General features: G+C 63.7%; 27 protein-coding genes. 16 read left to right on the top strand and 11 right to left on the bottom strand.

Features of this window, described 5'->3' with window-relative positions:
- The 3 genes from ACNOHI_RS15185 (at position 1) to ACNOHI_RS15175 (ending at position 3,200) form a co-directional block, all read left to right on the top strand.
- A complete protein-coding gene (locus ACNOHI_RS15185; RefSeq protein ID WP_420475522.1) occupies positions 1-1,677 on the top strand; it encodes a diguanylate cyclase in 1,677 nt (558 codons plus the stop codon).
- A gap of 63 nt (positions 1,678-1,740) precedes the next feature.
- Positions 1,741-2,412, top strand: a complete 672-nt coding sequence (locus ACNOHI_RS15180) for an ANTAR domain-containing response regulator (RefSeq protein ID WP_420475521.1) — start codon at positions 1,741-1,743, stop codon at positions 2,410-2,412.
- A gap of 122 nt (positions 2,413-2,534) precedes the next feature.
- Positions 2,535-3,200: a hypothetical protein gene (locus ACNOHI_RS15175; RefSeq protein ID WP_420475520.1), complete on the top strand. Its 666-nt coding sequence runs from the start codon at positions 2,535-2,537 to the stop codon at positions 3,198-3,200.
- On the opposite strand, the gene ACNOHI_RS15170 is transcribed toward ACNOHI_RS15175, so the two are convergent.
- The 5 genes from ACNOHI_RS15170 to ACNOHI_RS15150 all read right to left on the bottom strand — a co-directional run bounded on the left by ACNOHI_RS15170 (position 3,194) and on the right by ACNOHI_RS15150 (position 6,816).
- Positions 3,194-4,288, bottom strand: coding sequence for a WD40/YVTN/BNR-like repeat-containing protein (locus ACNOHI_RS15170; protein ID WP_420475519.1), 1,095 nt, complete (start codon positions 4,286-4,288; stop codon positions 3,194-3,196). The two genes, ACNOHI_RS15175 and ACNOHI_RS15170, sit on opposite strands and share 7 nt — an antisense overlap.
- Before the next feature lie 2 nt (positions 4,289-4,290).
- A complete protein-coding gene (locus ACNOHI_RS15165; RefSeq protein ID WP_420475518.1) occupies positions 4,291-4,560 on the bottom strand; it encodes a MoaD/ThiS family protein in 270 nt (89 codons plus the stop codon).
- A 7-nt stretch (positions 4,561-4,567) separates the two neighbouring features.
- A complete protein-coding gene (locus ACNOHI_RS15160) occupies positions 4,568-5,197 on the bottom strand; it encodes a carbonic anhydrase (protein WP_420475517.1) in 630 nt (209 codons plus the stop codon).
- A gap of 84 nt (positions 5,198-5,281) precedes the next feature.
- The gene (locus ACNOHI_RS15155; protein ID WP_420475516.1) at positions 5,282-5,587 is read right to left on the bottom strand and encodes a c-type cytochrome; all 306 of its coding nucleotides are present in this window, start codon (positions 5,585-5,587) and stop codon (positions 5,282-5,284) included.
- On the bottom strand, positions 5,584-6,816 hold the full coding sequence (locus tag ACNOHI_RS15150; RefSeq protein ID WP_420475515.1) for a sulfite oxidase: 1,233 nt from the start codon (positions 6,814-6,816) through the stop codon (positions 5,584-5,586). Before ACNOHI_RS15150 ends, ACNOHI_RS15155 begins: the two co-directional genes overlap by 4 nt.
- A gap of 184 nt (positions 6,817-7,000) precedes the next feature.
- Between ACNOHI_RS15150 and ACNOHI_RS15145 the strand changes: the two genes are divergently transcribed.
- The 7 genes from ACNOHI_RS15145 (at position 7,001) to cysK (ending at position 14,501) form a co-directional block, all read left to right on the top strand.
- A complete protein-coding gene (locus tag ACNOHI_RS15145; protein WP_420475514.1) occupies positions 7,001-8,557 on the top strand; it encodes a class I adenylate-forming enzyme family protein in 1,557 nt (518 codons plus the stop codon).
- A 17-nt stretch (positions 8,558-8,574) separates the two neighbouring features.
- Entirely contained in the window at positions 8,575-9,438 is an 864-nt protein-coding gene (locus ACNOHI_RS15140) for an acyl-CoA thioesterase (protein WP_420475513.1), read from the top strand.
- Positions 9,439-9,634: 196 nt separating this feature from the next.
- Positions 9,635-10,408 carry a TSUP family transporter gene (locus ACNOHI_RS15135; protein ID WP_420475512.1) on the top strand — a complete coding sequence of 258 codons (774 nt, stop codon included), beginning with the start codon at positions 9,635-9,637 and terminating at the stop codon, positions 10,406-10,408.
- Positions 10,409-10,455: 47 nt separating this feature from the next.
- Positions 10,456-11,451: an LLM class flavin-dependent oxidoreductase gene (locus ACNOHI_RS15130; protein ID WP_420475511.1), complete on the top strand. Its 996-nt coding sequence runs from the start codon at positions 10,456-10,458 to the stop codon at positions 11,449-11,451.
- A 12-nt stretch (positions 11,452-11,463) separates the two neighbouring features.
- Positions 11,464-11,700: a hypothetical protein gene (locus tag ACNOHI_RS15125; protein ID WP_420475510.1), complete on the top strand. Its 237-nt coding sequence runs from the start codon at positions 11,464-11,466 to the stop codon at positions 11,698-11,700.
- A 107-nt stretch (positions 11,701-11,807) separates the two neighbouring features.
- Positions 11,808-13,547, top strand: coding sequence for a cation:proton antiporter (locus ACNOHI_RS15120; protein WP_420475509.1), 1,740 nt, complete (start codon positions 11,808-11,810; stop codon positions 13,545-13,547).
- Between the two features lie 21 nt (positions 13,548-13,568).
- Positions 13,569-14,501, top strand: a complete 933-nt coding sequence (cysK, locus tag ACNOHI_RS15115) for a cysteine synthase A (RefSeq protein WP_420475508.1) — start codon at positions 13,569-13,571, stop codon at positions 14,499-14,501.
- On the opposite strand, the gene ACNOHI_RS15110 is transcribed toward cysK, so the two are convergent.
- Together ACNOHI_RS15110 and ACNOHI_RS15105 are read right to left on the bottom strand one after the other, a co-directional pair.
- A complete protein-coding gene (locus ACNOHI_RS15110) occupies positions 14,498-15,130 on the bottom strand; it encodes an oxidoreductase (protein ID WP_420475507.1) in 633 nt (210 codons plus the stop codon). The two genes, cysK and ACNOHI_RS15110, sit on opposite strands and share 4 nt — an antisense overlap.
- Positions 15,130-15,996, bottom strand: a complete 867-nt coding sequence (locus ACNOHI_RS15105) for a response regulator (protein ID WP_420475506.1) — start codon at positions 15,994-15,996, stop codon at positions 15,130-15,132. Before ACNOHI_RS15105 ends, ACNOHI_RS15110 begins: the two co-directional genes overlap by 1 nt.
- A gap of 181 nt (positions 15,997-16,177) precedes the next feature.
- Between ACNOHI_RS15105 and ltaE the strand changes: the two genes are divergently transcribed.
- Positions 16,178-17,236, top strand: a complete 1,059-nt coding sequence (gene ltaE / locus ACNOHI_RS15100) for a low-specificity L-threonine aldolase (protein ID WP_420475505.1) — start codon at positions 16,178-16,180, stop codon at positions 17,234-17,236.
- On the opposite strand, the gene ACNOHI_RS15095 is transcribed toward ltaE, so the two are convergent.
- Entirely contained in the window at positions 17,191-18,381 is a 1,191-nt protein-coding gene (locus tag ACNOHI_RS15095) for an alpha/beta fold hydrolase (protein WP_420475504.1), read from the bottom strand. The genes ltaE and ACNOHI_RS15095 overlap by 46 nt on opposite strands.
- Positions 18,382-18,646: 265 nt before the next feature.
- Between ACNOHI_RS15095 and ACNOHI_RS15090 the strand changes: the two genes are divergently transcribed.
- Entirely contained in the window at positions 18,647-19,324 is a 678-nt protein-coding gene (locus ACNOHI_RS15090; RefSeq protein WP_420475503.1) for a hypothetical protein, read from the top strand.
- Between the two features lie 104 nt (positions 19,325-19,428).
- Positions 19,429-19,650 (top strand): DUF2061 domain-containing protein, encoded by a 222-nt coding sequence (locus tag ACNOHI_RS15085; protein WP_420475502.1) that lies wholly within the window; start codon positions 19,429-19,431, stop codon positions 19,648-19,650.
- Positions 19,651-19,658: 8 nt separating this feature from the next.
- Here the strand turns inward: ACNOHI_RS15085 and ACNOHI_RS15080 are convergent, their stop codons facing one another.
- Positions 19,659-20,129, bottom strand: coding sequence for a Dps family protein (locus ACNOHI_RS15080; protein WP_420475501.1), 471 nt, complete (start codon positions 20,127-20,129; stop codon positions 19,659-19,661).
- 70 nt (positions 20,130-20,199) lie between these two features.
- Complete coding sequence (locus tag ACNOHI_RS15075; RefSeq protein WP_420475500.1) at positions 20,200-21,399, bottom strand: multidrug effflux MFS transporter; 1,200 nt, start codon at positions 21,397-21,399, stop codon at positions 20,200-20,202.
- A 232-nt stretch (positions 21,400-21,631) separates the two neighbouring features.
- On the opposite strand from ACNOHI_RS15075, the gene ACNOHI_RS15070 reads away from it, so the two are divergent.
- The 3 genes from ACNOHI_RS15070 (at position 21,632) to ACNOHI_RS15060 (ending at position 23,716) form a co-directional block, all read left to right on the top strand.
- The gene (locus ACNOHI_RS15070) at positions 21,632-22,093 is read left to right on the top strand and encodes a MarR family winged helix-turn-helix transcriptional regulator (protein ID WP_420475499.1); all 462 of its coding nucleotides are present in this window, start codon (positions 21,632-21,634) and stop codon (positions 22,091-22,093) included.
- 21 nt (positions 22,094-22,114) lie between these two features.
- Positions 22,115-22,696 (top strand): YceI family protein, encoded by a 582-nt coding sequence (locus tag ACNOHI_RS15065; RefSeq protein WP_420475498.1) that lies wholly within the window; start codon positions 22,115-22,117, stop codon positions 22,694-22,696.
- 162 nt (positions 22,697-22,858) lie between these two features.
- The gene (locus ACNOHI_RS15060) at positions 22,859-23,716 is read left to right on the top strand and encodes a hypothetical protein (protein ID WP_420475497.1); all 858 of its coding nucleotides are present in this window, start codon (positions 22,859-22,861) and stop codon (positions 23,714-23,716) included.
- Here ACNOHI_RS15060 and ACNOHI_RS15055 read toward each other — a convergent pair whose 3' ends face one another.
- Positions 23,717-24,613, bottom strand: a complete 897-nt coding sequence (locus tag ACNOHI_RS15055) for a LysR family transcriptional regulator (RefSeq protein WP_420475496.1) — start codon at positions 24,611-24,613, stop codon at positions 23,717-23,719.
- Between the last annotated feature and the right edge of the window lie 26 nt (positions 24,614-24,639).

Genomic DNA, 24,639 nt, shown 5'->3' with positions numbered 1-24,639 from the left:
ATGCACAAGAAGAATGACAATCTCGGGGAGACCGATTTCGAGGCGTCACTGCGAGCGATCGAGGACGCGTATGTGGCCGGCCTGCCCGGCCGGCTGGATGAAATCGAAAACTGCCTGCAGCGCTGCCTTGAAGAGCCGGATACCGCTGGGCACTACGATGCCCTGGTGCTGCAATTGCACTCGCTGGCGGGCTCGGCGGGCACCTTCGGCTTTTCCGAACTCGGGTTCCGCGCGACCGACCTCGAAATCCAGATGAACGCCTTCATCAAGGAAGCCGTGCACGAGCCCGGCTCCTTCACGCCGATCGCCACCGGCGTTGGCGCCTTCCTGCGCTGGGCCGTGGCCAACGCGAAGGCCAAGGGCGCGATTCCCCCGGCACAGCCCTCGCCGCCGCCGGCGCCGCGTCCGCCGGTCGAGGCTGGCTCGCAGCGCCTGATCTACCTTGTGCATGACAATACGCTGGTCGCCCGGGATATCGCCGGCCAGCTTCAGTATTTCGGCTATGAGGTGGTGATCATCACGGAACTGGCGCGGCTGCAGGAATACATCGACACGCGCATTCCGGCCGCGGTCGTCATGGACCTCGGCTTCCCGGCGGGCATCCTTGCCGGCGCGGCGGAAGTGGCGCGCATCAAGCAAGCCAACGCGCATCGTTTTGCCGTCATCTTCATTTCCACCCGCAGCAATTTCGAAGCTCGCCTCGCCACCGTACGCGCGGGCGCCGACGGTTACTTCTCCAAGCCGCTGGACATGGTTGCCCTGATCGACCGCCTTGATGCGCTGACGGTGCAGGAGGAACAGCAGCCATGCCGCATCCTGATCATCGACGACGACCTCGACACCGCGCGCCATTATGCCGCTGTGCTGCGCGGCGCCGGCATGGACGTGCACGTGCTCGACAAGATTCCTGGCATGCTGCAGACGCTGGGCGAGTACCGGCCGGAGCTGGTCCTCATGGATGTCTATATGCCGGAATGCAATGGCATCGACCTCGCACGCCTGATCCGGCAAGACAACATGTACCTCGACGTGCCCATTGTCTTTCTGTCCAGCGAATCGGACTTCGAAAAACAGCTGGACGCGATTGAATCCGGTGGCGACGACTTTCTCACCAAACCGATCCAGCCGGCGCACCTGGTGTCGGCGCTCACTAGCCGCGTGTTGCGCTACCGAGGCCTGCGCGGCCTCATCATGCGCGACAGCCTGACGGGTCTGTACAACCACTCGGCGATCAAGGAAAACCTGTCGCGCGAAATTGCCCGCTCGACCCGTGCGCTCGCTCCCTTGACGCTGGCGATGGTCGACATCGACCATTTCAAGCGTATCAACGACACCTACGGGCACCCGGTCGGCGACCAGGTGATCCGAGCGCTGGCGCGGCTTCTGCAGCAGCGGCTGCGCCGCGGCGACATCATCGGCCGCTACGGCGGCGAGGAATTCGCCGTCATCATGCCGGGCACGCCGGCGCAAGCGGCGGCGCACGTCCTCGACCAGATCCGGGAGTCGTTTTCGATGATCCGGCACTATTCCGAGGCGCGCGACTTCACCGCCACGTTTTCCGCCGGTGTCGCGGAAATCACGGCGGACACGGACACCGACGAACTGTTCCGGGTCGCCGACCTGGCCCTGTATAAGGCCAAGCACGACGGCAGAAACTGTATCCGGAATGCACCTTAGTCGGGGCTAATTGACCTGGATCAACGATTTCGGCGGCGCGCTGAAAGAGCATCGTGTCTTTATATGTCCTCTGCGCAAACCGCCGACACGATGACCGCAACGACCAGCCTTTCCCCTTCTCCAAGCAGGCGCATCCTGCTGGTGGATGACGACAGCATTACGCTGGATCTGCTGTCGCACATTTTTCACCATGCCGGTTTTGCAACGAGCAAGGCGGCGTCCGCGGAAGCGGCGCTGTCCAGCGTCTCCGAACAGGAACCGGACTTGGCGCTGCTCGATATCTCCATGCCGGGCATGTCAGGCCTCGAACTGGCGAAGCGGCTGCAGGTGGAAACCACCGTACCGTTCATGTTTCTCACGAGCAATAACGATATCAAGCTGGTGCGTGAAGCCACTGAATCGGGTGCCGTGGGTTTCCTGGTAAAACCTTTCGAACATACGCAGATCGTGCCGGCCGTCGAAGCAGCGCTCGCGCGTGCGGATGAAATCCGCCAGTTGCGGCGCACGGAGGCCAATTTGACCGCGGCGCTGGCAGCGGGTCGGGAAACAAGCATGGCGGTCGGCCTGCTGATGGCAAAACTGCAGACCGACCGCAACACCGCATTCGAAGTGCTGCGCGATTATGCGCGCTCGAACCGGTGCAAGCTGAATGAGGTCGCGCAGGAATTGCTCGCGGCGGAGGAAAGGATCAGCACGTTCAAGACCATGGTCGCCAACGTGCGCACAAAACGATGACATCCTCAGGTGCGCCTGATTGACCGAAACGGGTGACCGCGTATCCGCGCGCCGGCACCAAGGTCCCGCTCCCTGCGCCGCGCGCGAAGCACAACGAATACACCGAGTACGAAAGGAAGCCCATGTCTGCACAGCCACGCGCCATCGCGCCTGCCGACACCGTCATTGAACTGCAACCGTCCCTGCATGGACTGGAGGCCGACATCGCTTCGGTCTACCTGGCCCGTCTGGAAGGCTTGTTCGACATCGACGACCTCGGCCTGTGCGACGGAGCGCCGAGGGAAGGCAGTTTCCTTGCGCGCATCGGCAAGGCCGAGTTCTGGACCTGCGCGCTGTGCAAGAAGGACCAGTTGCGCTACAGCCCGGCCGTGCATTTCTATCTGCACACGCAGTTCGACGAACAGGGGTCGATGAACTTCCACGACTATTGCCAGGTGTGGGGCCAAAGCTTTTTCGCCGCGCGCCACGACCTGTGCAGCGCGCGCGATCTCCTGCTGCTTTTCCTCGACCAGAACCTGCATTGCCTGAAGCGCCTCTACATTCTCGAACAGCCCCATAACCAGGATCTCACCTCCACGAGCGAGGCACTGGAGCGCTGCTTCGATTCGCCTGCCAATGCGATGCTGTTCGTGGGCGACCGCTTCGCGCGGTGGGCGCTGGAAGACTGGCTGCCCTTCCATCTGCGCAATGTCTGCTGCCGTGAATTCCTCGCCGAGGAAGAGGGGCTCGCGCGCGAATGCCCCCGTACGGGGATGACCGGCATGCCGGCCACCTGCACCTGTCAGTAGAAACGCACCGCGTAGATAGGCGGCAGGGTGGTGGAGATTTCCTGCCATGTGTCGCCGGCGTTGTCAGACGCCCACAATCCGCCGGTGGTCGATCCCATCAACAGCGCAGCGCCGTCTTCGGCCACCGCCAGCGCGTGACGGTACACCAGGTCATAGCAATTCTTCTGCGGCAGTCCGTCGCGCAATACCTCGAATGATTGCCCGCCGTCGCGCGTGCGCGTGACGCACATTGCCGCGCCGACCGGAATGCGACGCTGATCGGCTTCGGCCGGCACGAACCACGCCGTCAGCGGATCCTGCGGATGCGCGGCGACCGCGAAGCCGAAGTCGGACACCAGCGGCTTGACCGCAGGCCCGATCTCCTGCCACGTCGCAGCGCCATCCACGGAACGCCAGATGCCGTTATGGTGCTGGCACCAGAGCACGTCGGGCTGCGCCGCGCACTGCACGATCATGTGCGGGTCCTGCACGGCCGGGTCTTCCATGCGCTCGGGCGGCATGTAGGCCGCGCGCATGCCCTTGACGCTGGCCTGCCAGCTCGTGCCGCCATCCTTCGTCAACCAGGCGCCGCCGCAGGAAATCCCGGCGAGGACGCGCTTGCTGTCGCGCGGATCGACACAGATGGAGTGGATGCCGGGGGAGTCGTAACCGCCGCCGAACCATTCCTTGCGCGACGGCGCGTTCCACAGCGACTGGATCAGCTCCCACGAATCGCCCCGGTCTTTCGAACGAAACAGGCCGCCGGGCAGCGTACCGGCCCACAGCACGCCGGGCTCGTCGTTTCCGCCGGCCACGAGCGACCACAACAGCGTCAGCTTCCATTCGACGTCGTCGCCCCGTTCGCCCTGTGGCGGATAGGCCGGCACCGCAATTTCCGTCCATTCCGTCTTGCCCTTGTCGCGCCGGTGCAGCTTGACGCCGAAGTGCCCGAGGTTAAGGGCAGCGTACACGGTGCCGTCGCGTTGATCGTGCAGCGCCATCGTCACCGGCTCGCCGAGGAAACCGATGTCCTGCAGCGACCATTGGCCGCCGCTGCGGGACAATTCGAACAAGCCCTTGCGGGTGGCAAGCAATGCGCGGTCGTTCATGGTCAGCCTCCGGAAAGTGCTTGCAGCACATGCACGCTGCTGCCGGGCGCAAGCGGGTCATTCAGGGAAATGCGGTCGCGGATGCGCTGACCGTCAATGAAGATGGCGACGTTCTTGCGCAGGTGCCCCTGCTCGTCAAGGATGTAGCCGCGCAACTGCGTGTTGGCGGCGAAGGCCTCCTCGAGCGCCTCGCGCAATGTCGCGGCGCCGGTCTCGATGTCCGGCGTGTCGGTGAAGCGCCTCAGCTGCTGCGTGAACTGGAGCGTCGCCATGGTGGCATCATGCGCCGTCGGGCACGCCGTCGAAGAAATCGACGACGCCGGTTTCCAGTGAATACTCGGCGCCCACGATCAGCATCCGGCCGTCCTGGATCATCTGCTCGAGAATCTCCGAACCGTGCCGCAGGTGGTTGGCGGACGCGCACACATTGGCGCGCACCGCATGGCCGACCAGCGCGTCATGGTCATGGCGCAGTTCGGTCGCCACCAGCGGCGCCACCGAGGGGCGGATGCGTTCGACGATGGAATGGATGTTGTGCGACGGATTCCTTGCCGGCCGCAATACCTGTTCGATCGTCGCCGTAATGGCGCCGCAGCGCGAATGGCCGAGCACGACGACAAGCGGCGTGCCGAACTGCTCGGCGGCAAATTCGACGCTGCCGACCTGGGAGGGTGCCACGATATTGCCGGCGATGCGGATCACGAAGAGATCGCCCAGCCCCTGGTCGAACACGAGTTCGGCGGGCACGCGCGAATCGGAGCAACCGAGGATGATCGCAAACGGTTTCTGCCCGGCGACCAGTTGGTTGCGGCGAGATTCGTCCAGATTGAGATGGCTGCCGGCGCTGCCGTTCACGAAACGGCTGTTGCCTTCACGCAGGCGGGCAAGGGCTTCAAGTGCGGTTGTCATTGCTGCGTATTCCTTTGTTGATAATGCCCGGATTATCCTACGAACTGCCCGCGGAGAACTTGCCGAAAGACGAATTGCCTGCGGCTACTTCCCGGCAACGCTTGCCACATAGTTCGCCAGCAGCCGAATCTGCGCGTCCTTCAGGTTGGTGTTGGCCGGCATCTGCCCGATGCCGTTGCGCATCGCCTTCTCTACACGCGCCGCGTCGGGCCGGAGTTCATCGAGGTCGGGGCCGACCTGTCCGCTCGCGCCGGCTTCGCGCAGTGTGTGGCAGACCGCGCACAGCGGTACTGCCTCACGCGTGAACAGGCGCTTGCCTTCCTCGATCACGTCCTGCGCCTGAACACTGCCGGCGAGCAGGACGCTAGCGGCAAGAACCGTGCACCTCATGCGACCGTCACCTGGAGCGCATGGTCACGCCAGCTGGCATTGTTGTAGCCGCCGGCATTTTCAACCCGCTCTTCCGGCTGCCGGTTGCCCTGCGCATCGATGGCGCGGCTGGCAATCGTATGCGTCCCCGGCGGCAACTGGACCGCCAGCGCAAACTGCCGCCAGGCATAACGGCCGAGGTCGGGACCGACGAAGCGTGCTTCCTTCCATGTCTTGCCGCCATCCACCGACACTTCGACCGCCTTGACCGCGTGCGCGCCGCCGAAAGCGACGCCCTTGATCTGCACCATGCCGGCCGGCACCGTGCCGCCTTCCGGCGCGGGAGAATTGATCCACGACTTGACACCCATCTCCCAGATCGACGGCTGGCCGGGGTCGCCTTTCTGTCCCGGCGCGGAAAGGCGATAGCCGGTCTTCTGGATGGCCGCGTCGCTTTCCTGCGCAGTGAAGGCGAGGCGCTTGATGTACTTGACGTTGTTGACCCCGGAATAGCCCGGCACGATGATGCGCAGCGGCCCGCCATGCGCGAGCGGGATCGGGGCGCCGTTCAATTCCCATGCGAGCAGCGCGTCGCCCATCGCCTTGAGCGGCACCGAGCGTTCGACCATCACGCTCTTCGGATCGACGCCTTCGGGCAGCTTTTCGCCGCCGGTGCTGGTCATGAACACTGCGCCATCCGCCAGACCGCCGAGTGCTTCGACGACGGCCTTCACCGGCACGCCGCTCCACATCACGCAGCCGGCGGCGCCGACCTGCCATGGCGTGCCACTCGGCTTGCTCGGAAAATAGCCGCGGCCGTTGCCCGAGCATTGCAGCACCATCGCGACCGTTTCCAGCCCCATGCCCCTCAGTTCGCGCACCGTGAGCTTGCGCGGGTTCTTCACGCCTTCGATCATCATTTCCCATGCGTCGCGGTCGGCCACGATGGCGGCATCGGGCGCGGGGAGGTTGTTGCGGACGTAGAGCTGCTCGACCGGCGTGATGATGCTGGTGCCGAAGGCGCTGCGTTTCGTCTCCAGCGTGTTGCTGGTGTGGACGATCATCGCTGCGGGATCCTTCCATGCAGTGTAGGGGGGAAGCGGTTTTGCGGCGGCGGACGCGGCCTGCGCGATCGCCGTCTTGTGGAATGCGCCGAGACCGGCGGCAGCCAATGCGGCGGCACTGCCGGCCAGCAAGTGGCGGCGCTGCGCGTTGCGGACGCGGGGTGCTTCGTTCGACCGTCTTGACATCGAATTCTCCTCCTGATGGATGATTGTTTTGATTTTGATAATGCTATTTGAGCAATATCGTTGAAGGCTCAAGTGTCGTCAAGTAAGCCCCCAGCGGCAGGAAGGGATATTGCGAACGGTCGTTCGCGAAAAATCGTAAACTGGACTAGTATTGGAGGCTCATGACAGACCAAGCCCGACACGCATGAATCCGACCATCGACGCCGTCCTCGAACAAGACTTCAACACCATCCCGCACTTGATCCGCCTGCATGCGCATGTACGGCCGTCGCATCCCGCGCTGGTGCAGGATGGCGAGACGCTCAGCTATGCGCAGCTCGATGCGCTGATGGACCGCGTGGCGGCCGCACTGCAGCGTGACGGCGTCAATCCGGGGGAAGCGGTGGCTATTTGCGCGGGAACTTCCATCGCCTATGCAGCAGTCTTTCTTGGCAGCCTGCGTGCCGGTGTCGCAGTCGCGCCGCTCGCGCCCTCGTCGTCACCGGAAAGTCTCGCATCGATGGCACGGGATGCGGATGCGCGCCTGCTGTTCCTTGACGATGCGGTGGCACAAGCACTCGCACCGCTGCGTGATTCGTTGGACATACCGGCTGTGAAGCTGGACGGCTCGGCAGCAGGAACCGCATTCCCTGCATGGCTGACCGCACCCGAGGCAAAACCGGCGCCAGTCGAGATCCAGCCCGATTGGCCCTTCAACATCATCTATTCCTCCGGCACCACCGGCGCGCCCAAGGGCATCGTGCAGCCGCATTCGATGCGCTGGACGCACGTGCAGCGTGGCCGCGTCAACGGTTATGACGACGATGCGGTTTCGCTGATCTCCACGCCGCTGTATTCGAACACCACGCTAGTGTGCTTCTTCCCGACCATCGGTCTCGGCGGCACGGTGGTGATGATGGCGAAGTTCGATGCCGCCACCTACCTCGCGCTGGCGCAACAGCATCGCGTGACGCACACCATGCTGGTGCCGGTGCAGTACCAGCGCATCATGGCACGCGAGGATTTCGGGCGCTATGACCTGTCGTCGTTCCGCATGAAGTTCTGCACCAGCGCGCCGTTCTCGGCGGCGCTGAAGGCGGACATCCTCAAGCGCTGGCCGGGGGGACTGATCGAGTACTACGGCATGACCGAAGGCGGGGGCACCTGCATGCTCGCGGCGCATGAACATCCGGACAAGCTGCACACCGTCGGAAAGCCGGCGCCCGGGCACGACATCCGCCTGATCGATGACGAAGGCCGCGAAGTGCCGCCTGGCGCGCTGGGCGAAGTGGTTGGGCATTCGCCCGCAATGATGGCGGGGTATCACAAGCAGCCGCAGAAAACCGCCGAAGCGGAATGGTTCGACCCGAGCGGCAAGCGTTTCATCCGCACCGGCGACGTCGGACGTTTCGACGAGGACGGCTTCCTCACGCTGATGGATCGCAAGAAGGACATGATCATTTCGGGCGGCTTCAACATTTATCCGAGCGACCTGGAGGCAGTGCTGGTGCAGCACCCCTCCATCGCGGAAGCGGCCGTGGTCGGCGTACCGTCTGAACGATGGGGCGAAACGCCGGTGGCCTTCGTGGTTCCGCGCGACGGCTCCTCGCTGCAGTCGCAGGATCTGCTCGACTGGGCCAACGCACGCCTCGGGAAGACGCAGCGCCTGGCAGCGGTCGAACTCACAACGCAACTGCCGCGCAGCGCAATCGGCAAGGTGCTCAAGCGCGAACTGCGCGACTCGCTGAAAACACATTTTTAAACATACGCAAGACGAACATGGTGGACAACGCTCTCTACAACACGCAAGAAATCCTCGATCTCCTCAAGCTGGAGCAGACCGGCGAAGACCGCTATCGCGGCCAGAGCCATTTCATGGGCAGCCCCAATGTATTCGGCGGCCAGGTGCTGGGCCAGTCGCTGTACGCCGCGGCAGTGACGGTGCCGGAGCGCCGCGTGCATTCGCTGCACTCGATGTTCATCCTGCCCGGCAACCATCGCCTGCCGATCGACTATGAGGTCGAGCGCGTACGCGACGGCGGCAGCTTCAGCACACGGCGCGTGGTCGCCTACCAGGAAGGCCGCCGCATCTTCGTCATGTCGGCTTCGTTCCAAACGGAAGAGGAAGGCCTGTCGCACCAGCGCCCCGCGCCCGCCAACCCCGATCCCGACACGCTGCCCTCGAGCATCGCAGAGTGGAAAAAGCTGAGCGAGGCCGGCAAGCGTCCGTTCATGCCGGTGCCGGTCGACTTCCGCGCCGATCATCCCGGCGACATCTACAGCGGCCACAACGGCAAGCCCAGCAAGCAGGTATGGACGCGCGCGCCGATGGCGCTGCCTGACGACACGCTCACGCATGAGGCGTTGTTCGCCTACGTGTCCGATTACGGACTGCTCTGGACCGCGCTGCAGCCGCACGGCATCTTCATGGGCGACCGCCGCCTGCAGATCGCCAGCCTCGACCACACGATCTGGTTCCACCGGCCGTTCCGCATGGACGAGTGGCTGCTGTTTGCGATGGAGAGCCCGAATGCGTCGGGCGGGCGCGGGTTGTGCTTTGCACATGTGTACAACCAGAAGGGAGAGCTGGTGGCGACGCTGGCGCAGGAGGGGCTGATCCGGATTCGGGAGAAGAAGGCATAAGTTTGCGGGCGCATGCTTTTCTGGCATGACATGCGGGCCATGTCGTCCCCGCCTTCGCAGGGATGACGCGGAAACTGAAGTGATGGACGAAGGTAATATCCCGCACGCTCGCGTCGTCCCTCATGCACATTCGGCATTGGATTGCCGCACGCCAATCCGCTAGCATCCATCACTCGATTCTCTCCCAAGGAAAACAATGGATTTCGTGCTGTCGCCGGAAGTCCTCGCGATGCTGTTCGGCGCCGCGGCGATTGCCGGTTTTGTGGATGCCATCGCCGGCGGTGGCGGGCTGATCACCATTCCCGTGCTGCTGCTGGCGCAGGTGCCGCCCATCCAGGCGCTCGCCACCAACAAGCTCCAGGCCTGTTCCGGCTCCTTCACCGCATCGATGATGGTGATCCGGCGCGGGCTGGTGAAAGTGCCTGATGTGCGCACGTTGTTCCTTGCCTCGCTCATTGGCTCGGCCATCGGCACCTTCCTCGTGCAATTCGTCAATGCCAAAACCCTCGATGTCCTGATCCCCATTGTGCTGGTCAGCATCGGACTGTACTTCCTGCTGGCGCCGAACGCCGGCGCAGTGGAGAAGAAGCCGCGCCTGAACCGCAGCGCCTACCAGGGCATGGTGGTACCGGGGATCGGGTTCTACGACGGCATGTTCGGACCGGGCACCGGCTCGTTCTTCTCCCTCGCCGGTGTCGCGCTGCGCGGCCAGAACCTGATCACTGCCACGGCCAATGCCAAGGTGCTCAATTTCGCCAGCAACATCGCTTCGCTCACCGTGTTCATCCTCGGCGGCAAAGTGGTATGGACCGCAGGCGGCGCGATGATCCTCGGGCAGGTGATCGGCGCATGGGGCGGCTCGCACGCGATGGTGCGCGGCGGCACGAAGCTGATCCGGCCGATGATCGTTTCCGTCTGCGCGGTAATGCTCGGCAGATATCTCTGGCAGAAGGGACTGGTCGCTTTTTGAGTGAATGACAGCAGAAAACTGCGGTCTTACCTAGAATGACATCTACGATGAAGCCATTCAAGGACATTCCCCTCAGCATCCTCGACCTCTCGCCGATCCGCGAAGGCGATTCGGCGGCTGATGCATTCCGCCGCACGCTCGACCTCGCGCAGCATGCCGAACGCTGGGGCTACCATCGCTACTGGCTGGCCGAACACCACGGCATGCCGGGCATCGCCAGCGCGGCGACCGCGGTCGTCATCGGCCACGTCGCCGGCGGCACCTCCACCATTCGCGTCGGCGCTGGCGGCATCATGCTGCCCAACCATGCGCCGCTGGTCATTGCCGAACAGTTCGGCACGCTCGAATCCCTCTATCCCGGACGCATCGACCTCGGACTAGGACGCGCGCCTGGTTCGAACCAGCTGACCGCGCGCGCCTTGCGCCGCTCGCTGCACAGCGAGGCCGATGAATTCCCGCAGCAGCTCGCCGAACTCCGCGCCTACTTCAAGCCGCGCGGCGACGGGCCGCGCGTGCGGGCGGTACCGGGCGAGGGCCTGGACGTGCCGATCTGGCTGCTCGGCTCCAGCGACTTCAGCGCCCAGCTCGCGGGGCACCTCGGCCTGCCTTTCGCCTTTGCCGGGCAGTTCTCGCCCGCCTACATGCAGGCCGCGCTCCATCTGTACCGGCAGTGCTTCCAGCCGTCCGGCGTGCTCGACAAGCCCTACGCCATGGTCGGCCTCAACATCGTGGCCGCCGACACGGAGCAGGAAGCGCGGCGGCTGCTCACCACCCACCAGCAGATGCATGTCAACCTGATACGCGGCGTACCGGGCAAGATGCCGCCGCCCGTCGACAGCATGGATGGCCGCTGGTCGCCGATGGAGCAGGCGTCCGTCGAAGCGACCCTGCGCGCTTCCATCGTCGGTGATCCAGAGACGGTCAGGCGGCAGCTGCAAGCCTTCGCCGAGGAGACGCAGGCCGATGAACTGATCGTCAACACGATGATCCACGACCATGCGGCGCGCCTGCGTTCCTACGAAATTACCGCCCAGGCCCGCTGAACGGAGGACCGAATGTACATGGTGTACTGGACCGAAGTCGACGACGGCAGCGCCGAGGCGAAAAGCCGTGACTTCCCCTCGACCGACATGAGCGCCGCAATGCAGTTCATGGAAGCCTTGCGCAAACGGCAACGCGAAGGCGAGGGTGTGTGCTTCGTCACCATGTGCGCGGAAAATCCGGATTCGGTCGGCCATCCCGGCGTCGCCGATCCGTCGCCGGATTACAACTGGAAGAAAAGACGCCGCTAGGCATTCCAAGTCATACCACCCGCTCCACTTTCTGTGACACACTTGCAGGGCTGCGCGGACGGCAGGTTTTGCCCTGTCCGCGCCCTTCGTCATCAGGATTTTTCAACGTGGAAGCACACCAGTCCCTACCCTATTTGCGGGAAACCATCCTGTTTCTCGCCCTGACGGGCATCCTCATCCCGCTGCTGCAGCGCTGGCGCATCAACCAGATCCTCGGCTTTCTCGCCGCGGGAACGCTGATCGGACCGTTCGGGCTGGGCCTGCTCGCCGACACCTATCCCTGGCTGGAGTGGTTCACCTTCCCGCGCCTGGAAGGCGTGGAAGTGCTGGCCGAGCTCGGCGTGCTCTTCCTCATGTTCATGATCGGCCTGGAGCTGTCGGCGGAGCGCTTGTGGGCATTGCGCAAATGGGTGTTCGGCGCGGGCGCCGCGCAGGTCTATATCAGCGCGGCGATTATCGGCGTCATCGCTTATGCCTTCGGCAACAGCCTGGAAGTGGCTGCCATCCTTGGCTCGGTGCTGTCGCTGTCCTCCACGGCGGTGGTGATGCAGCTGATGACGGAGCGCCGCACGCTCGGCACGCCGCTCGGCCAGGCGGGCTTTTCCATCCTGATGCTGCAGGACCTGGCCGTGGTGCCACTGCTGATCCTGATGGGCGTGCTGGCCAGCGGCACCAGCGAAGGCATGTTCGGCCTCGTCGGTGTGGCGCTGCTCAAGTCGGTCGCCGCCATCGCGCTGATCTACCTGCTCGGCCGCCGCGTGATCCGGCCGCTGTTCCACTCCTTTACGCAGCAGCGCCAGCCGGATGTGTTCATGGCGCTCACGCTGCTGTCCACGCTCGGCATCGCCGCCCTGACTGAACTGGCCGGCCTGTCGCTGGCGCTGGGCGCCTTCCTAGCCGGCCTGCTGCTGGCGGAAACGGAATTCAAGCACGAGGTGGAAGTCACGATCGAGCCCTTCAAGGGCTTGCTCATGGGCCTGTTCTTCATGTCGGTCGGCATGGCGATCGATGTGCGCGAAGTGGTGAAGTCGCCGCTCTGGCTGCCGCTGTCGGTGATTGGCCTGTTCCTCATCAAGACGCTGGTGACGAGCGTGATCCTGCGCATCGGCGGCTTCAACTGGGGCCGGGCGATCGAGGGCGGCACGCTGCTCGGACAGGGCGGCGAGTTCACCTTCATCGTGGTCGGCTTTGCATTGACCGCCAACCTGATGCCGAAGGAGATCGGCCAGTTCATCATGCTGGTGGTCAGCTTAAGCCTGTTTGCCACGCCGCTGGTCGCCAAGGCCGGCCACGCATTCGGCGACTGGTGGGACAGCGAGCATACGCAACAGGCGGGCGAGCTCGACAAGGCGGTGGTGGACAAGGAAACGGGCCATGTGATCATCGCCGGCTTCGGCCGCGTCGGCCAGCTCGTCGCCCAGATGGTGTCGGAACAGAACGTGCCGTACATCGCCTTCGAAACCAACTCGCGCGTGGTGGGCAAGCTGCATGCCGCTGGATTGCCGGTGTATTTCGGCGATGCGGCGCGGCTCGAACTGCTGCGCAAGGTGCATGCCGAGAAGGCAGCGGCGATCGTGCTCACCATGGATCATCCGGGCTCCGCTCTGCACGCGGTGAAGGCGATCCGGCGCGAATATCCCCATGTCCCGCTGTTTGCCCGCTCCCGCGATGAGAAGCACGCGCAGGCGCTCAAGCAGGCCGGCGCCTCCTACGTTATTCCGGAAACGCTGGAGGCCGGCTTGCAGCTTTCCGCCTTCGTGCTACAGTCTCTCGGTGTTTCGGAAGGCAAGGCGGCGCATACCATCCAGCTTGAGCGCGATCGCCGCATCGCAGAATTGCACGGTTAAAAATAACAGGAGAAAAACGCAATGAAGATCGTCAACGATGTCACCCAACTGATCGGCAACACCCCGCTGGTCCGCATCCGCAAGCTGTCAGCCGACGCCGGCGCGGACGTGGTCGCCAAGCTGGAGTTCTACAATCCCGCGCACAGCGTGAAGGATCGTATCGGCGTCGCCATGATCGATGCCGCCGAGAAGGCCGGGATGATCAAGCCGGACACCATCATCGTCGAACCGACCAGCGGCAATACCGGCATCGCCCTCGCGATGGTCTGCGCGGCACGCGGCTACAAGTGCGTGCTCACCATGCCGGAAACCATGAGCAAGGAACGCCGCATGCTGCTGCGCGCCTACGGCGCCGAACTGATCCTCACGCCCGGCCCGGAAGGCATGGGCGGCGCGATCAAGAAGGCGGAAGAAATGGTCGCGTCCGACCCGCGTTACTTCATGCCCCAGCAGTTCAAGAACCCGGCCAACCCGGAAGTGCATCGCAACACGACGGCCGAGGAAATCTGGCGCGACACCGACGGCAAGATCGACATCCTGGTAGCCGGCATCGGCACCGGCGGCACGATCACCGGCGTGGGCGAAGTCATCAAGGCGCGCAAACCCGGCTTCCAGGTCGTCGCAGTGGAACCGGATGCCTCGCCGGTGCTGTCCGGCGGCCAGAAGGGCCCGCACCCGATTCAGGGCATCGGCGCCGGCTTCGTGCCGGATATCCTGAACACGAAGATCTACGACGAAGTGGTGCGTGTGAAGAATGACGATGCGTTCGACTTTGCGCGCCGCGCGGCGCGCGAAGAAGGGCTGCTGGTCGGGATTTCGTCGGGCGCTGCGCTGTGGGCGGCGACGCAGATTGCACGACGTCCGGAGAACAAGGGCAAGCTGATCGTCACCATCATTCCGTCGTTCGGCGAGCGTTACCTCAGCACGCCGCTGTTCGCGAATCTTGCGGACTAAGCCGCGCGCCGGCGAATCTCGTCCGATTCAATGATCTCCACGCCCGGCGCATCCCGCCGGGCGGCTTCCACCAGCACCTTCGCCACGTCGTCCGCTTGCACCGGCTTGTATCTGCCGGGCACGAGGAATGCGAGGCGCTTTCCCATTTCTTCCCCGAAACGGAACGCCTGCCGCTCGCCGAGCAGCAGCGATGGACGCATGATCGTGAGCTGCGGCCATTCGAGCGCGCGCACGTCCGTTTCCACCTCGCCCTTGACGCGGTTGTAGAACACGCCGGACTTTACATTCGCGCCGAGCGCGCTGACCAGCAGTAAATGACGTGCGCCCTGTTCGCGCCCCAGGCATGCGAGCTGCAGCGGATAGTCGTGGTCGACCTCGCGGAAACGTTCCTGGCTTCCGGCCTGCTTGATCGTGGTGCCTAGCGCGCAAATCATCTTGTCGACTTTGAACAGTGCACGCGCCTCGTCCAGCCGCGCGAAGTCGACGACATGCTGCTCAAGCTTGGGATGACTGGTGTCGACCGGACGGCGTGCGAGGACAACCACGCGGGTGAAAACGGGATCGGCGAGAAGCCGCTGCAGGCACAGGCCGCCCACCAGACCCGTGGCGCCTGCGAGCAGGATGTCCATCAGCTTGCGCGCGCGAGGACGGATTGCGCCACGCGGCGCGCGCTCGGCAGGAAGCGGGCGATAGTGGCCAGCAGTTCATCCTCGGGTACCGGCTTTCCGAGGTAGGCGTCGCAACCGGCCCAGGAGCCGCGGAACTTGTCGAAGGCGGAGGATTTGCTGCTCAGCATGACGACGGCGGCGCCCTTGGTGGCGGGGCTGGACTTGATGCGCTTGCAGACCTGGTAGCCGTCCATGCCGGGCATCAGGATGTCGAGGAAGATGCAGGTGTAGTTCTTGGCCTGCGCCATGTCGATCGCCATTTCGCCGGTCTCGGCGAAGTCGACGTCGAAGCGGAAGGGGGCAAGCTTGTTGCGCATGAAGGCGCGCACGGTGGCGCTGTCGTCGACCACCAGCACGGATTCGTTGGTGCGGGCTTCCACGGCCGGCGCCGGTGGCGGCAGGTTGCGGTCGGCGGCGCGGCGGCGCGTGCGGCCGTCCCATCCGGTGGCCTGGCGTTGCGCGCGCTCGTGCAGGGCGCTCGACATCTGGTTGTCGAGCTGCTCGAAGAGGCGCATCCAATGGATCGGTTTTTCGACGACCGGCCATTCGGCGACGGTGCCGCGACGGCCGATGAAGACGGCGGGGGCGTGCACATTCGGCGAACGGGTCTTGAGCTCTGCGAGGCCGTGTGGGTTGTCCGCGTTGACGAGGTAGATGTCGGTGCGCTCCGCCGCATTGTCGGCTTCCGCGTAGGCAAACGGGCGTCGTCCCGTGAGGCGGAAAGTCGAGGAGAGAAGGTTTTTCTCCGCGTCGGTGAACCCGAGCATTTCGAGCACGAAGCGGCGTGTGCCGCCTTGGGGAATCTCAGCCGTAAGTGCCATATCCATGGTTGTGGACACCTGTAGAGAAAAGTGTGCGCGCCAAATCTGGACGCACTTGGTGAAATGATAACAGAAGCCGGGCGAGAACAAGCGTATTGCTTGTTGCAGCGCAACGAAGCACGGGCAAAACGCGGCTTGTGCAAAACACCGATAATGTCCGTCCGATTCTGTTTTTCCGAGAGTGACAATGAGCGATTTCCGCAGCGATACCGTGACCCAGCCGACCGCGGCAATGAAGCAGGCGATGATGGACGCGCCGCTGGGCGATGATGTATTCGGCGACGATCCGACCGTGATCCGCCTTCAGGAAACGGCAGCCGCGATGCTCGGCTTCGAGGCCGGACTGTTCGCGCCGAGCGGCACGCAGACCAACCTGATCGCGCTGATGACCCACTGCCAGCGCGGCGACGAGGCGATCGTCGGCCAGCAATGGCACACCTACCGCTGGGAAGCCGGCGGCATGGCCGTGCTGGGTTCAATCCAGCCGCAGCCGTTGGACCATCTGCCGGACGGCACGATTCCCCTGGCCGCCATCGAGGCGGCGATCAAGCCCGACGATCCGCACTTCGCGAAGACGCGGCTGGTGGCGATGGAGAACACGACCGGCGGCAAGGTACTGCCGCTGGCGTACATGCAGGAAGTGAGCGCACTGGCGAAGCGCCGCGGGCTCCGGGCGCACATCGACGGCGCGCGCCTGTTCAATGCCGCCGTCGCACTGGCGGAACAGGACGGCAGCGATCCCGTGTCAAAGGCGCGGGAGATCTGCAATGGCTACGACTCGGTATCGCTCTGCCTGTCCAAGGGACTAGGGGCGCCTGTCGGCTCGGTGCTGCTCGGCTCGAAGGAATTCATCCAGCAGGCGCGGCGCGTGCGCAAGATGCTCGGCGGGGGCATGCGTCAGGCGGGCGTACTCGCCGCCGCGGGCCTGCATGCGCTCGAGCACCATGTGCGCCGCCTCGCCGAGGACCACGCGAACGCGCGTGCGCTCGCCGAAGGGCTGGCGCGTACCTGCGCGACGCATCCAAAACTGGAGGGCAAGGTGACGGTCCATCCGGTGCAGACGAATATCCTGTTCATCGATGTCGACGAATCCGTCGCGGACGCCTTCCTGCAGCATCTTGCCGCGCAAGGGGTGAAGGTGACGAGCGGTGTGTATGGCAGCGCCAAGCGCATCCGCTGGGTCACGCACCTCAACGTTGGTCAGGAAGACGTGGCGCGCGCGTTGAAGGTGGTCGCGGCGTTCTGACGATCGGCGAGCCAATTCCCGATACGCTCGTACACCGAGGCGTCGCTGAGCAAGTCGAGATGACCGACGCCTTCCGCGATCCACTGGTGATCGTCCGGGAAGCAGAGCGTGCGCGACGCTTCCCCATGCTGGCCTAGTGCGCTTTGCACCGTCACCAGTCCATCGCCTGTGAGCCGTGACAGCTTGCCGGCGATGGCATAACAGGCGACGTCCTCCGGCAGGGACAGCGGTTTCCGCTTGTCCGCGCCGCGCTGGAAGCGGTCCCTGCCTTCCCAATCCTCTTCCAGGACATTCCCATGCCGCAGGTCGGTGATGCCTGCGCTCCTGAGCATGCCCAGGCGTGCAAACGGTGCGGCATAGGGCATCGCCTTCAGTACGGTTTCCAGCCAGTTCCCCACGCGTTCCAATGGTGCGCCGTGATGCGGCGTGCCGAGGAAAACCAGCTTGCGCAGTCGCGCTGGCCACGCATGTCCCGCCTCTTTTCCGTAATGACAGGCGCTGCGCGTCACCAGCCCGCCCATGCTGTGTCCGACAATGACCAGCTCGTCCACCGGCACCGGCCATCGCGCCAGCAGCGATTCGAGACGCGCCGCGAACAGGCGGCCGTTATCCGAAATATGCTGCCCGCTGTTGTAGTGCAGGTAGACGGGCGTATAGCCGAGATCATGCGCAAGTGCCGTGCCGTGATTGTGTCCGTCGCGCCGCCACTGCAGGTCGTTCATGCACAGTCCATGCACCAGGACCACAAGCTTGCGGCTTGCGTCAGGCAGCGCGGCGGGCGTGAGCGGTTTTCCATTGACGCGGAATTGCATGGAGATCGCCAGCGGATTGCCGGTGGATGTCAGGTAGTCGCCGACGACGCCGTTGACCGCGGAGAGAATGGCTTCCCGCGCGGGCGAGGAATGGCGCGTGCCAAACAGCGGGACGAGCTGTCCGAGGACAGTGTCAGCGGTCAATCCCGCCGTGCGCGTGACCCCGCGTACGGTACGGTAGACGAAACCGGAAATGCCCCGCAGGCGGTCGCGTGGCGCGCGCACGATGCCGGCGTGCACGCCTTCGACAAGGTCAGTCAGTTCGAGCGTGGCGTCCGTGACAAGGCGCGCTACGGCGCGGACATCGGAAGCATGGACGTGGCTGGTTTTCATGTGGAAATTCGTTCAACGGTATCGCCTGCACGATAACAGCTTGCCCCCTGCAAGCATGGCGAAAACTGCCATCCTTGTTGACCGGGATTAAACGTTTACGTTGCCTGTGAAAAACGTTTCCCGCAAGAGACTCGAAATTTGCGTTGCGTCGGAAAAATAGTGGAACCGGGCAAAAGCCTCGCAGTCAGAACGCCCTGACTGCAGGCAATTTTGCGTTGTCGAAATATGCATGCACCGAAATACCGCAACCGACAGGAATCCCATAGTGAAGAGAACGCTCGCAGCCATCGCCCTCGCCGGACTGACCGCCTCCGTATGTGCCCAATCGCAGTCGGAGATCGGCATCACCGGGAGCGTCGGTACCACCGGTGTCGGCGCGCACGCCACCTTCCCGATTTCCCCCAGCGTGAACGCCCGCGTCGGCCTTGGTTACCTCGGCTACAGCTACAAGGGCAGCACCCGCGATATGCAGTATGACCTCGACCTGAAGGCCAATACTTACGACGCGCTGATCGACTGGTACCCGGAAAAGGGCAGTTCCTTCCGCATCACCGGCGGTGTGGCGTACAACGGCAACCGCATCGACGTACATGGGCGACCGGATGCTGCCGGCTCCTATTCCATCCAAGGCAATACCTACAATGCTGCGGCCGTCGGCAATGTGTCGGGCAAGGTCGACTTCAACAAGTTCGCGCCCTACCTCGGCATCGGCTGGGGCCGCAACCTGAAGGATGAGAAGGGCTGGTCTTTCTCGACCGATATCGGCGTACTGTTCCAGGGTTCGCCGAAGACCTCGCTCACCGCCAACGGCTGCTCCGCCGGTGCCGCCGTCTGCAACCAATTCGCCAGTGACATCGCGCGTGAGAACGAAGCGCTGGCACGGGAAGTACGCAAATTCCGCGTCTACCCGGTCCTGCGAATCGGCGTCAGCTACAAGTTCTGATCCAATAGGACGCGACTATCCAATTTCTTGTTTTATTCAATTGGATCTATCAAATGCGACTCATTACCATTTGAACCATCAACGAATCAAACAAGGAGCCCGCCATGGTCACCGCCGCCAAGACTACCAGCCAGATCCTCGTCCACATGGGCGTGGCTTTCGCGACGATGTACGTGGTGACCGGCTCCATGGCGTTCGGCGGATTGGCAGCCGTGCTGGAGCCGATCTGCAATGTGATCGTCATGCCGTTGCACGACCGCCTCTGGAGTCGCATCCGCGAACGCTTTGAGCACCCCGAACTTCAGCCCGTGAGAGTTCGATCATAAGCAGGCGCTTACTTTTCAAGCAGTGACCGCAGCATCCACGCGGTCTTTTCATGCACCTGCATGCGCTGGGTCAGCAAATCGGCCGTTGGCTCGTCGCCGGCGTTATCGACCGCCTTGAACATCGCGCGTGCCGTCTTTACCACCGTTTCCTGGTCCTGCACGAGCTGCCGGATCATTTCCTCGGCCGCCGGCACACCGTCCGGCTCCTTGATCCCTGTCAGCGCCGAAAACATGGAATACGTGCCTGGCGCCGGGCTGCCCAGTGCGCGAATGCGCTCGGCGATCACGTCGACCGCCGCCGCCAGTTCCGTGTATTGCGTCTCGAACATCAGGTGCAGGGTCTGGAACATCGGGCCTTTCACGTTCCAGTGGAAATTGTGCGTCTTCAGGTACAGCGTGTAGGTGTCGGCGAGCAGACGCGACAGGCCGTCGACGATTCCGCGGCGCTCCTGCTCGGAAATGCCGATATCGATTTCCATGGTTGAAACTCCATCGAGGTTGATCGAGCTTGTTAGAGTGCAGTCAAGCTCCTGCGTCCAATGACGCAGATCAAGCCTCGAGCGCGGCGCTCCGCCATTGGCGGGACAGGACGGCAAGACATATGACGCTGCTGCCGATGCATGCCGCCAGGAACAGGGACAGCTTCAGCCCGCTGGCGCCGACCAGCGGCGCGACAACCGCCGCGACAATCGAAAACAGCAGCATCTGCACAAAGGCTTGCAGCGAAGCCGCCAAGCCGCGCATCTCGGGAAACACATTGAGCGTCATCACCATCGTACTTGGCGACGCCAGCGAGACACCGAAGGTGTACAGGAAGAGCGGCATCACCGCCCATGGAACTGTCGCAGGCAACAGCAGGTTGTAGCCGAGGTTGACGAGCGCCGCGACAGCCATCAAGCCATAGCCGGCACGCATCAGTTGCACGGGTTCGCAACGGTGCGCCAACCGGCCGGCAACCGTCGCGCCTGACACCATGCCGCCGACCAGAGGAATGAACAGCCAGCCGTACGACGTGGCGGGCAGGCCGAGCACCTGCGGGACGAAATGCGGCGCGGACGCGATATAGACGAAGAAGCCGATCGATGCGAACGCCATGGCAAAGGCAAGCAACAGGAATTGCGGATGCCGCAAGGCTGTCCAGTAGTTGCCGAGAATCTGCCTGGTATGGAAAGCCTGTCGCTGGCAGGCCGGCAAGCTTTCCGGCAGCGCGCGCCAGCACACGAGGCCGAGCAGCAACCCGACAATGGCGAGAAAGGCAAACACCGAACGCCAGCCGAACCAGAGCTGCAACCAACCGCCGAGTATGGGCGCAATGGCCGGCGCCACGGCAAAAACGATGGTGACGTCCGACAGCATTTTCTGCGCCTCGGGGCCCGACAAACGGTCGCGAATCATGGCGCGGCCCACCACCGTCCCCGCGCCCGCGGACAATCCCTGCAAGGCACGGAACAGGATCAGCATCCCGATATCGGTCGCAAACGCGGCACCGATCGAGGCCGCGGTAAACATCACCAGCGAAACGATGATCACCGGCCGCCGGCCGAAAGAATCCGACAGGGTGCCGTGAAACAGCATCATTCCCGCAAAGCAGAGCAGGTAGGCCGACAGCGTCTGCTGCACATAGACCGGCGGCACCCCGAAATCACGGGAAATGGCCGCAAAAGACGGTAGATAGGTATCGATGCAAAAAGGCCCAAGCATTGCCAGACCGGCAAGCATCAGGGTGAGGGCGCGGAGTTGCTGCTTCATGAAAGGGTTTTCCGAGATTGAACCGTACTGTAACGCGCGTGCGCGATCGGAATAAAGACGCGCTCGGGAACATCACTGTTTCCCAAGCATTGATAGTGGCTTGGACACCGGCATCCCTTCCGGCATTGTCAACAATCGAGAAACAGTCTCATTCCTGCAAGGTTGTTTATCTTCGGAATTTCGAAAAATAGAATGGATACCGTCCTAACACGAACTGTTCCGGTACGAAGCGATGAACCTCCTAGACGCGAATTTCTGCACCTCCCTGCACCTGCCCGCCACGGCAGGCGAAATGACGCAGGCCTGGCATGCGTTCGAGCAATTCGCTTCGCGGCACTTGCGCAAGCAGGGGCTGACGCCGGCGCAGTTCTCGGTGCTGTCCGCGCTGGCCGCCGCGACGACGCTCTCCTGCAAGGCGCTGAGCGAACAGACCGGCATCACCAAAGGCAGCCTCACCGGCATCATCGACCGGCTTGAACTGAACGGGCTGGCGCACCGCGTCACCTCGCAGGAAGACCGCCGGTCGCATCTTGTGAATTTGACGGACGAAGGCAGGGCGACCTTCGAACGGGTTGCAGAAAAGCATTTCGCCCACCTGCAACAGGCGTTCGAAGGCGTCGACCGCGATGAACTCGCAAGCATCGAAGCCGGCTTCCGCCGTTTTCGCCAACTCATCAACCAGGCATCCCGCTAATTTTTTGAAGGAAACCCAGCCATGAACAAGACCCTGATCCGCTCCCTGGCCGCCGCCGGCCTCATCCTGTCCTCCGCCGCGTTCGCCAACGCACCGGCCGGCAACTACAAGATCGACGCCGCGCACTCGGTCGCCTACTTCGAAGTAGGCCACATGAGCGGCATCAGCCGTTTCATGGGCCGCTTCAACGACATCTCCGGCGACCTCGTCGTCGGCGCGCCGGACGCGAGCAAGATCAAGGTCGACATCAAGACCGACAGCGTCGATACCAAGCATGACGGTCTCGACAAGCACCTGAAGAGCCCGGATTTCTTCAACGCCGTGCAGTTCCCGACGATGAACTTCACCTCCACCGGCGTGAACCTGAACGCGACCGGCGAAGGCACGGTCACCGGCAACCTGAACCTGCACGGCGTGACCAAGCCGGTCACCTTCAAGCTGAAGTACATCGGCACCGGCCCGGGCATGAAGGGTGAAACCCGTGCCGGCTACGTGGCAACCTCGACCATCAAGCGCAGCGACTTCGGCATGACCTATGGCCTGGGCAAGGCAGCGACGGATGAGGTGGAACTGCGGATCAATATCGAGGCAGTCAAGCAGTAAGGTGGAACAGGCGCTCGGATGCGGGCGCCTTTCTGCACTAACGCCTCCCCTGTGTCCCCGTTATTCCCGCGAAGGCGGGAATGACGGGGCCAAATATAAACCGCCCGCATGCAATTGCACGTGAGGCATTACCCTCGGCCGATCTCCCCCAAGGAGCCCACCATGCCCGACCCGTCCTTCGTCATCCCCCTGATCCTGCAAAGCGCCCTCGTGCCTTTCGGCATCGCGCTTGCGCTACTGTTCGCGCTGCGCCGCATGCCGCTGCAGGCGCTCGTTCCCGCCATCGCGCTTGCGGGCGGATTCGTCGCGGCGTACTTCGCGGCCTTCCATGCACAATGGTCGGCGGTGCCGAAGACGGCGCTGGACTGGCTGCCCTATATCGCCATCTTCGGCATTGTCGGCAGCCTGGCGGCCGAGAACGCACCGCAAGCGGCAACCCGGTTGCTCTCGCGTCTGGTGATTGCACTGGTGACCGTGACGCTGGTGGTCTGGCCGGCGTTGGCAAGCCTCGGCCCGACGAAGGCGGTTGTCGTCGCGGGAAGCGCGGCATTGCTGATCACCATCGCCTGGTCCTTCCTCGCGAAGTCTGGAGAAAACCGTCCGACATCCGCGCCCTTGCTGGCCATTGTCGCGGGCGGTGCGGGACTGGCGCTGATGCTCGACTCCAGCGCGGCGCTCGGTCAGTCGAGCGGGGCGCTCGCGGCGGCGCTTGCAGCCTGCCTGCTGTTCAACTTGCCGCGCGTCCGCGTCGCCTTTTCCGCGGCGGCGACCGGCACTGCCGTGCTGCTGCTTGGCGTGCTGCTGTTGAATGCTTATGTGTACGCGGGATTTTCGCCGGTGTATGTCGCACTGCTCGTCGCTGGCCTGTTCGCTGATCCGCTGGTTGCCGGCATCGACCGCCTGCGCAATCGCCAGGGCGGTGCCGGCTCCTGGATTACCGCCGCCGTGCTGACGGCCGTGCCGGTGCTGACCACGGTAGGCCTCGCGGTAAAGACAATGCAGGAATCGGGCGGCTACTGATTACCAGTCGCTCTTCAGGTTGAAGGCGCCCGCGATGAAATCCACGAAGGTGCGCACCTTCGCCGACAGGTGCTTGCGGCTGGGGTAGACCGCGTAGATGCCCATCTCGTAGGAGCGGTATTCCGGCAGCACCTCGACCAGCCGGCCGGCGCGCAAGTCCTCGCCGCAGATGAACAGGGGCTGGCGCATCAGGCCGACCCCGCCGAGCGCCGCCAGCTTCACCAGGTCGCCGTTGGTCGCGCGCAGGCTGCCGGAGACCTTCACCGTATGCTGTCCGTCGGGGCCTTCCATCTTCCATTCATCCCCCGTGGCCGCATAGCTGTAGGTGAGGCAGTTGTGCTGCGCCAGCTCGGCCGGCGTCTTCGGCGTGCCGTGCTTCTGCAGGTACTCGGGCGAGCCGCAGATCACGACGCGGTCGGACGCGAATTTCTTCGCCACCAGCCCAGACTCGGACAGCGACCCGATGCGGATCGCCATGTCCAGCCCTTCTTCCAGCAGGTCGACGCGGCGGTCGGTGACGAGGATGTCGACCTTCACGTCCGGGTACTGCTTCATGTAGGCGGAAATCACCGGTCCCATGTGCAGGATGCCGAATGACACCGGCACGGTCAGGCGCAGGGTGCCGCGCGGCGCTTCGGTCAGGTGCAGGGCGCCTTCCTCGGCTTCGCTGATATCGGCCAGGATCTGCACGCAGCGCTCGTAATAGGTGGAGCCGGACTCGGTGAGCGTCAGCTTGCGCGTGGTGCGCTGGAGCAGGCGCGTGCCAAGATGCTCCTCAAGGTGGGCGACGTACTTCGACGTCATCGCGCGCGACATGTCGAGGCGATCGGATGCCGCCGCGAAACTGCCGGTTTCCACCACGGCCGCGAAGACTTTCATGCTGGTCAGCGTATCCATTGCATCCTGCGTTCAAACGGGTGCAT

It is taken from the genome of Noviherbaspirillum sp. ST9, assembly GCF_048799745.1.
Classification (GTDB): domain Bacteria; phylum Pseudomonadota; class Gammaproteobacteria; order Burkholderiales; family Burkholderiaceae_D; genus Noviherbaspirillum.
Note: the sequence above shows the minus strand (reverse complement) of the source record. Positions and strands in the feature narration are given on the sequence as shown.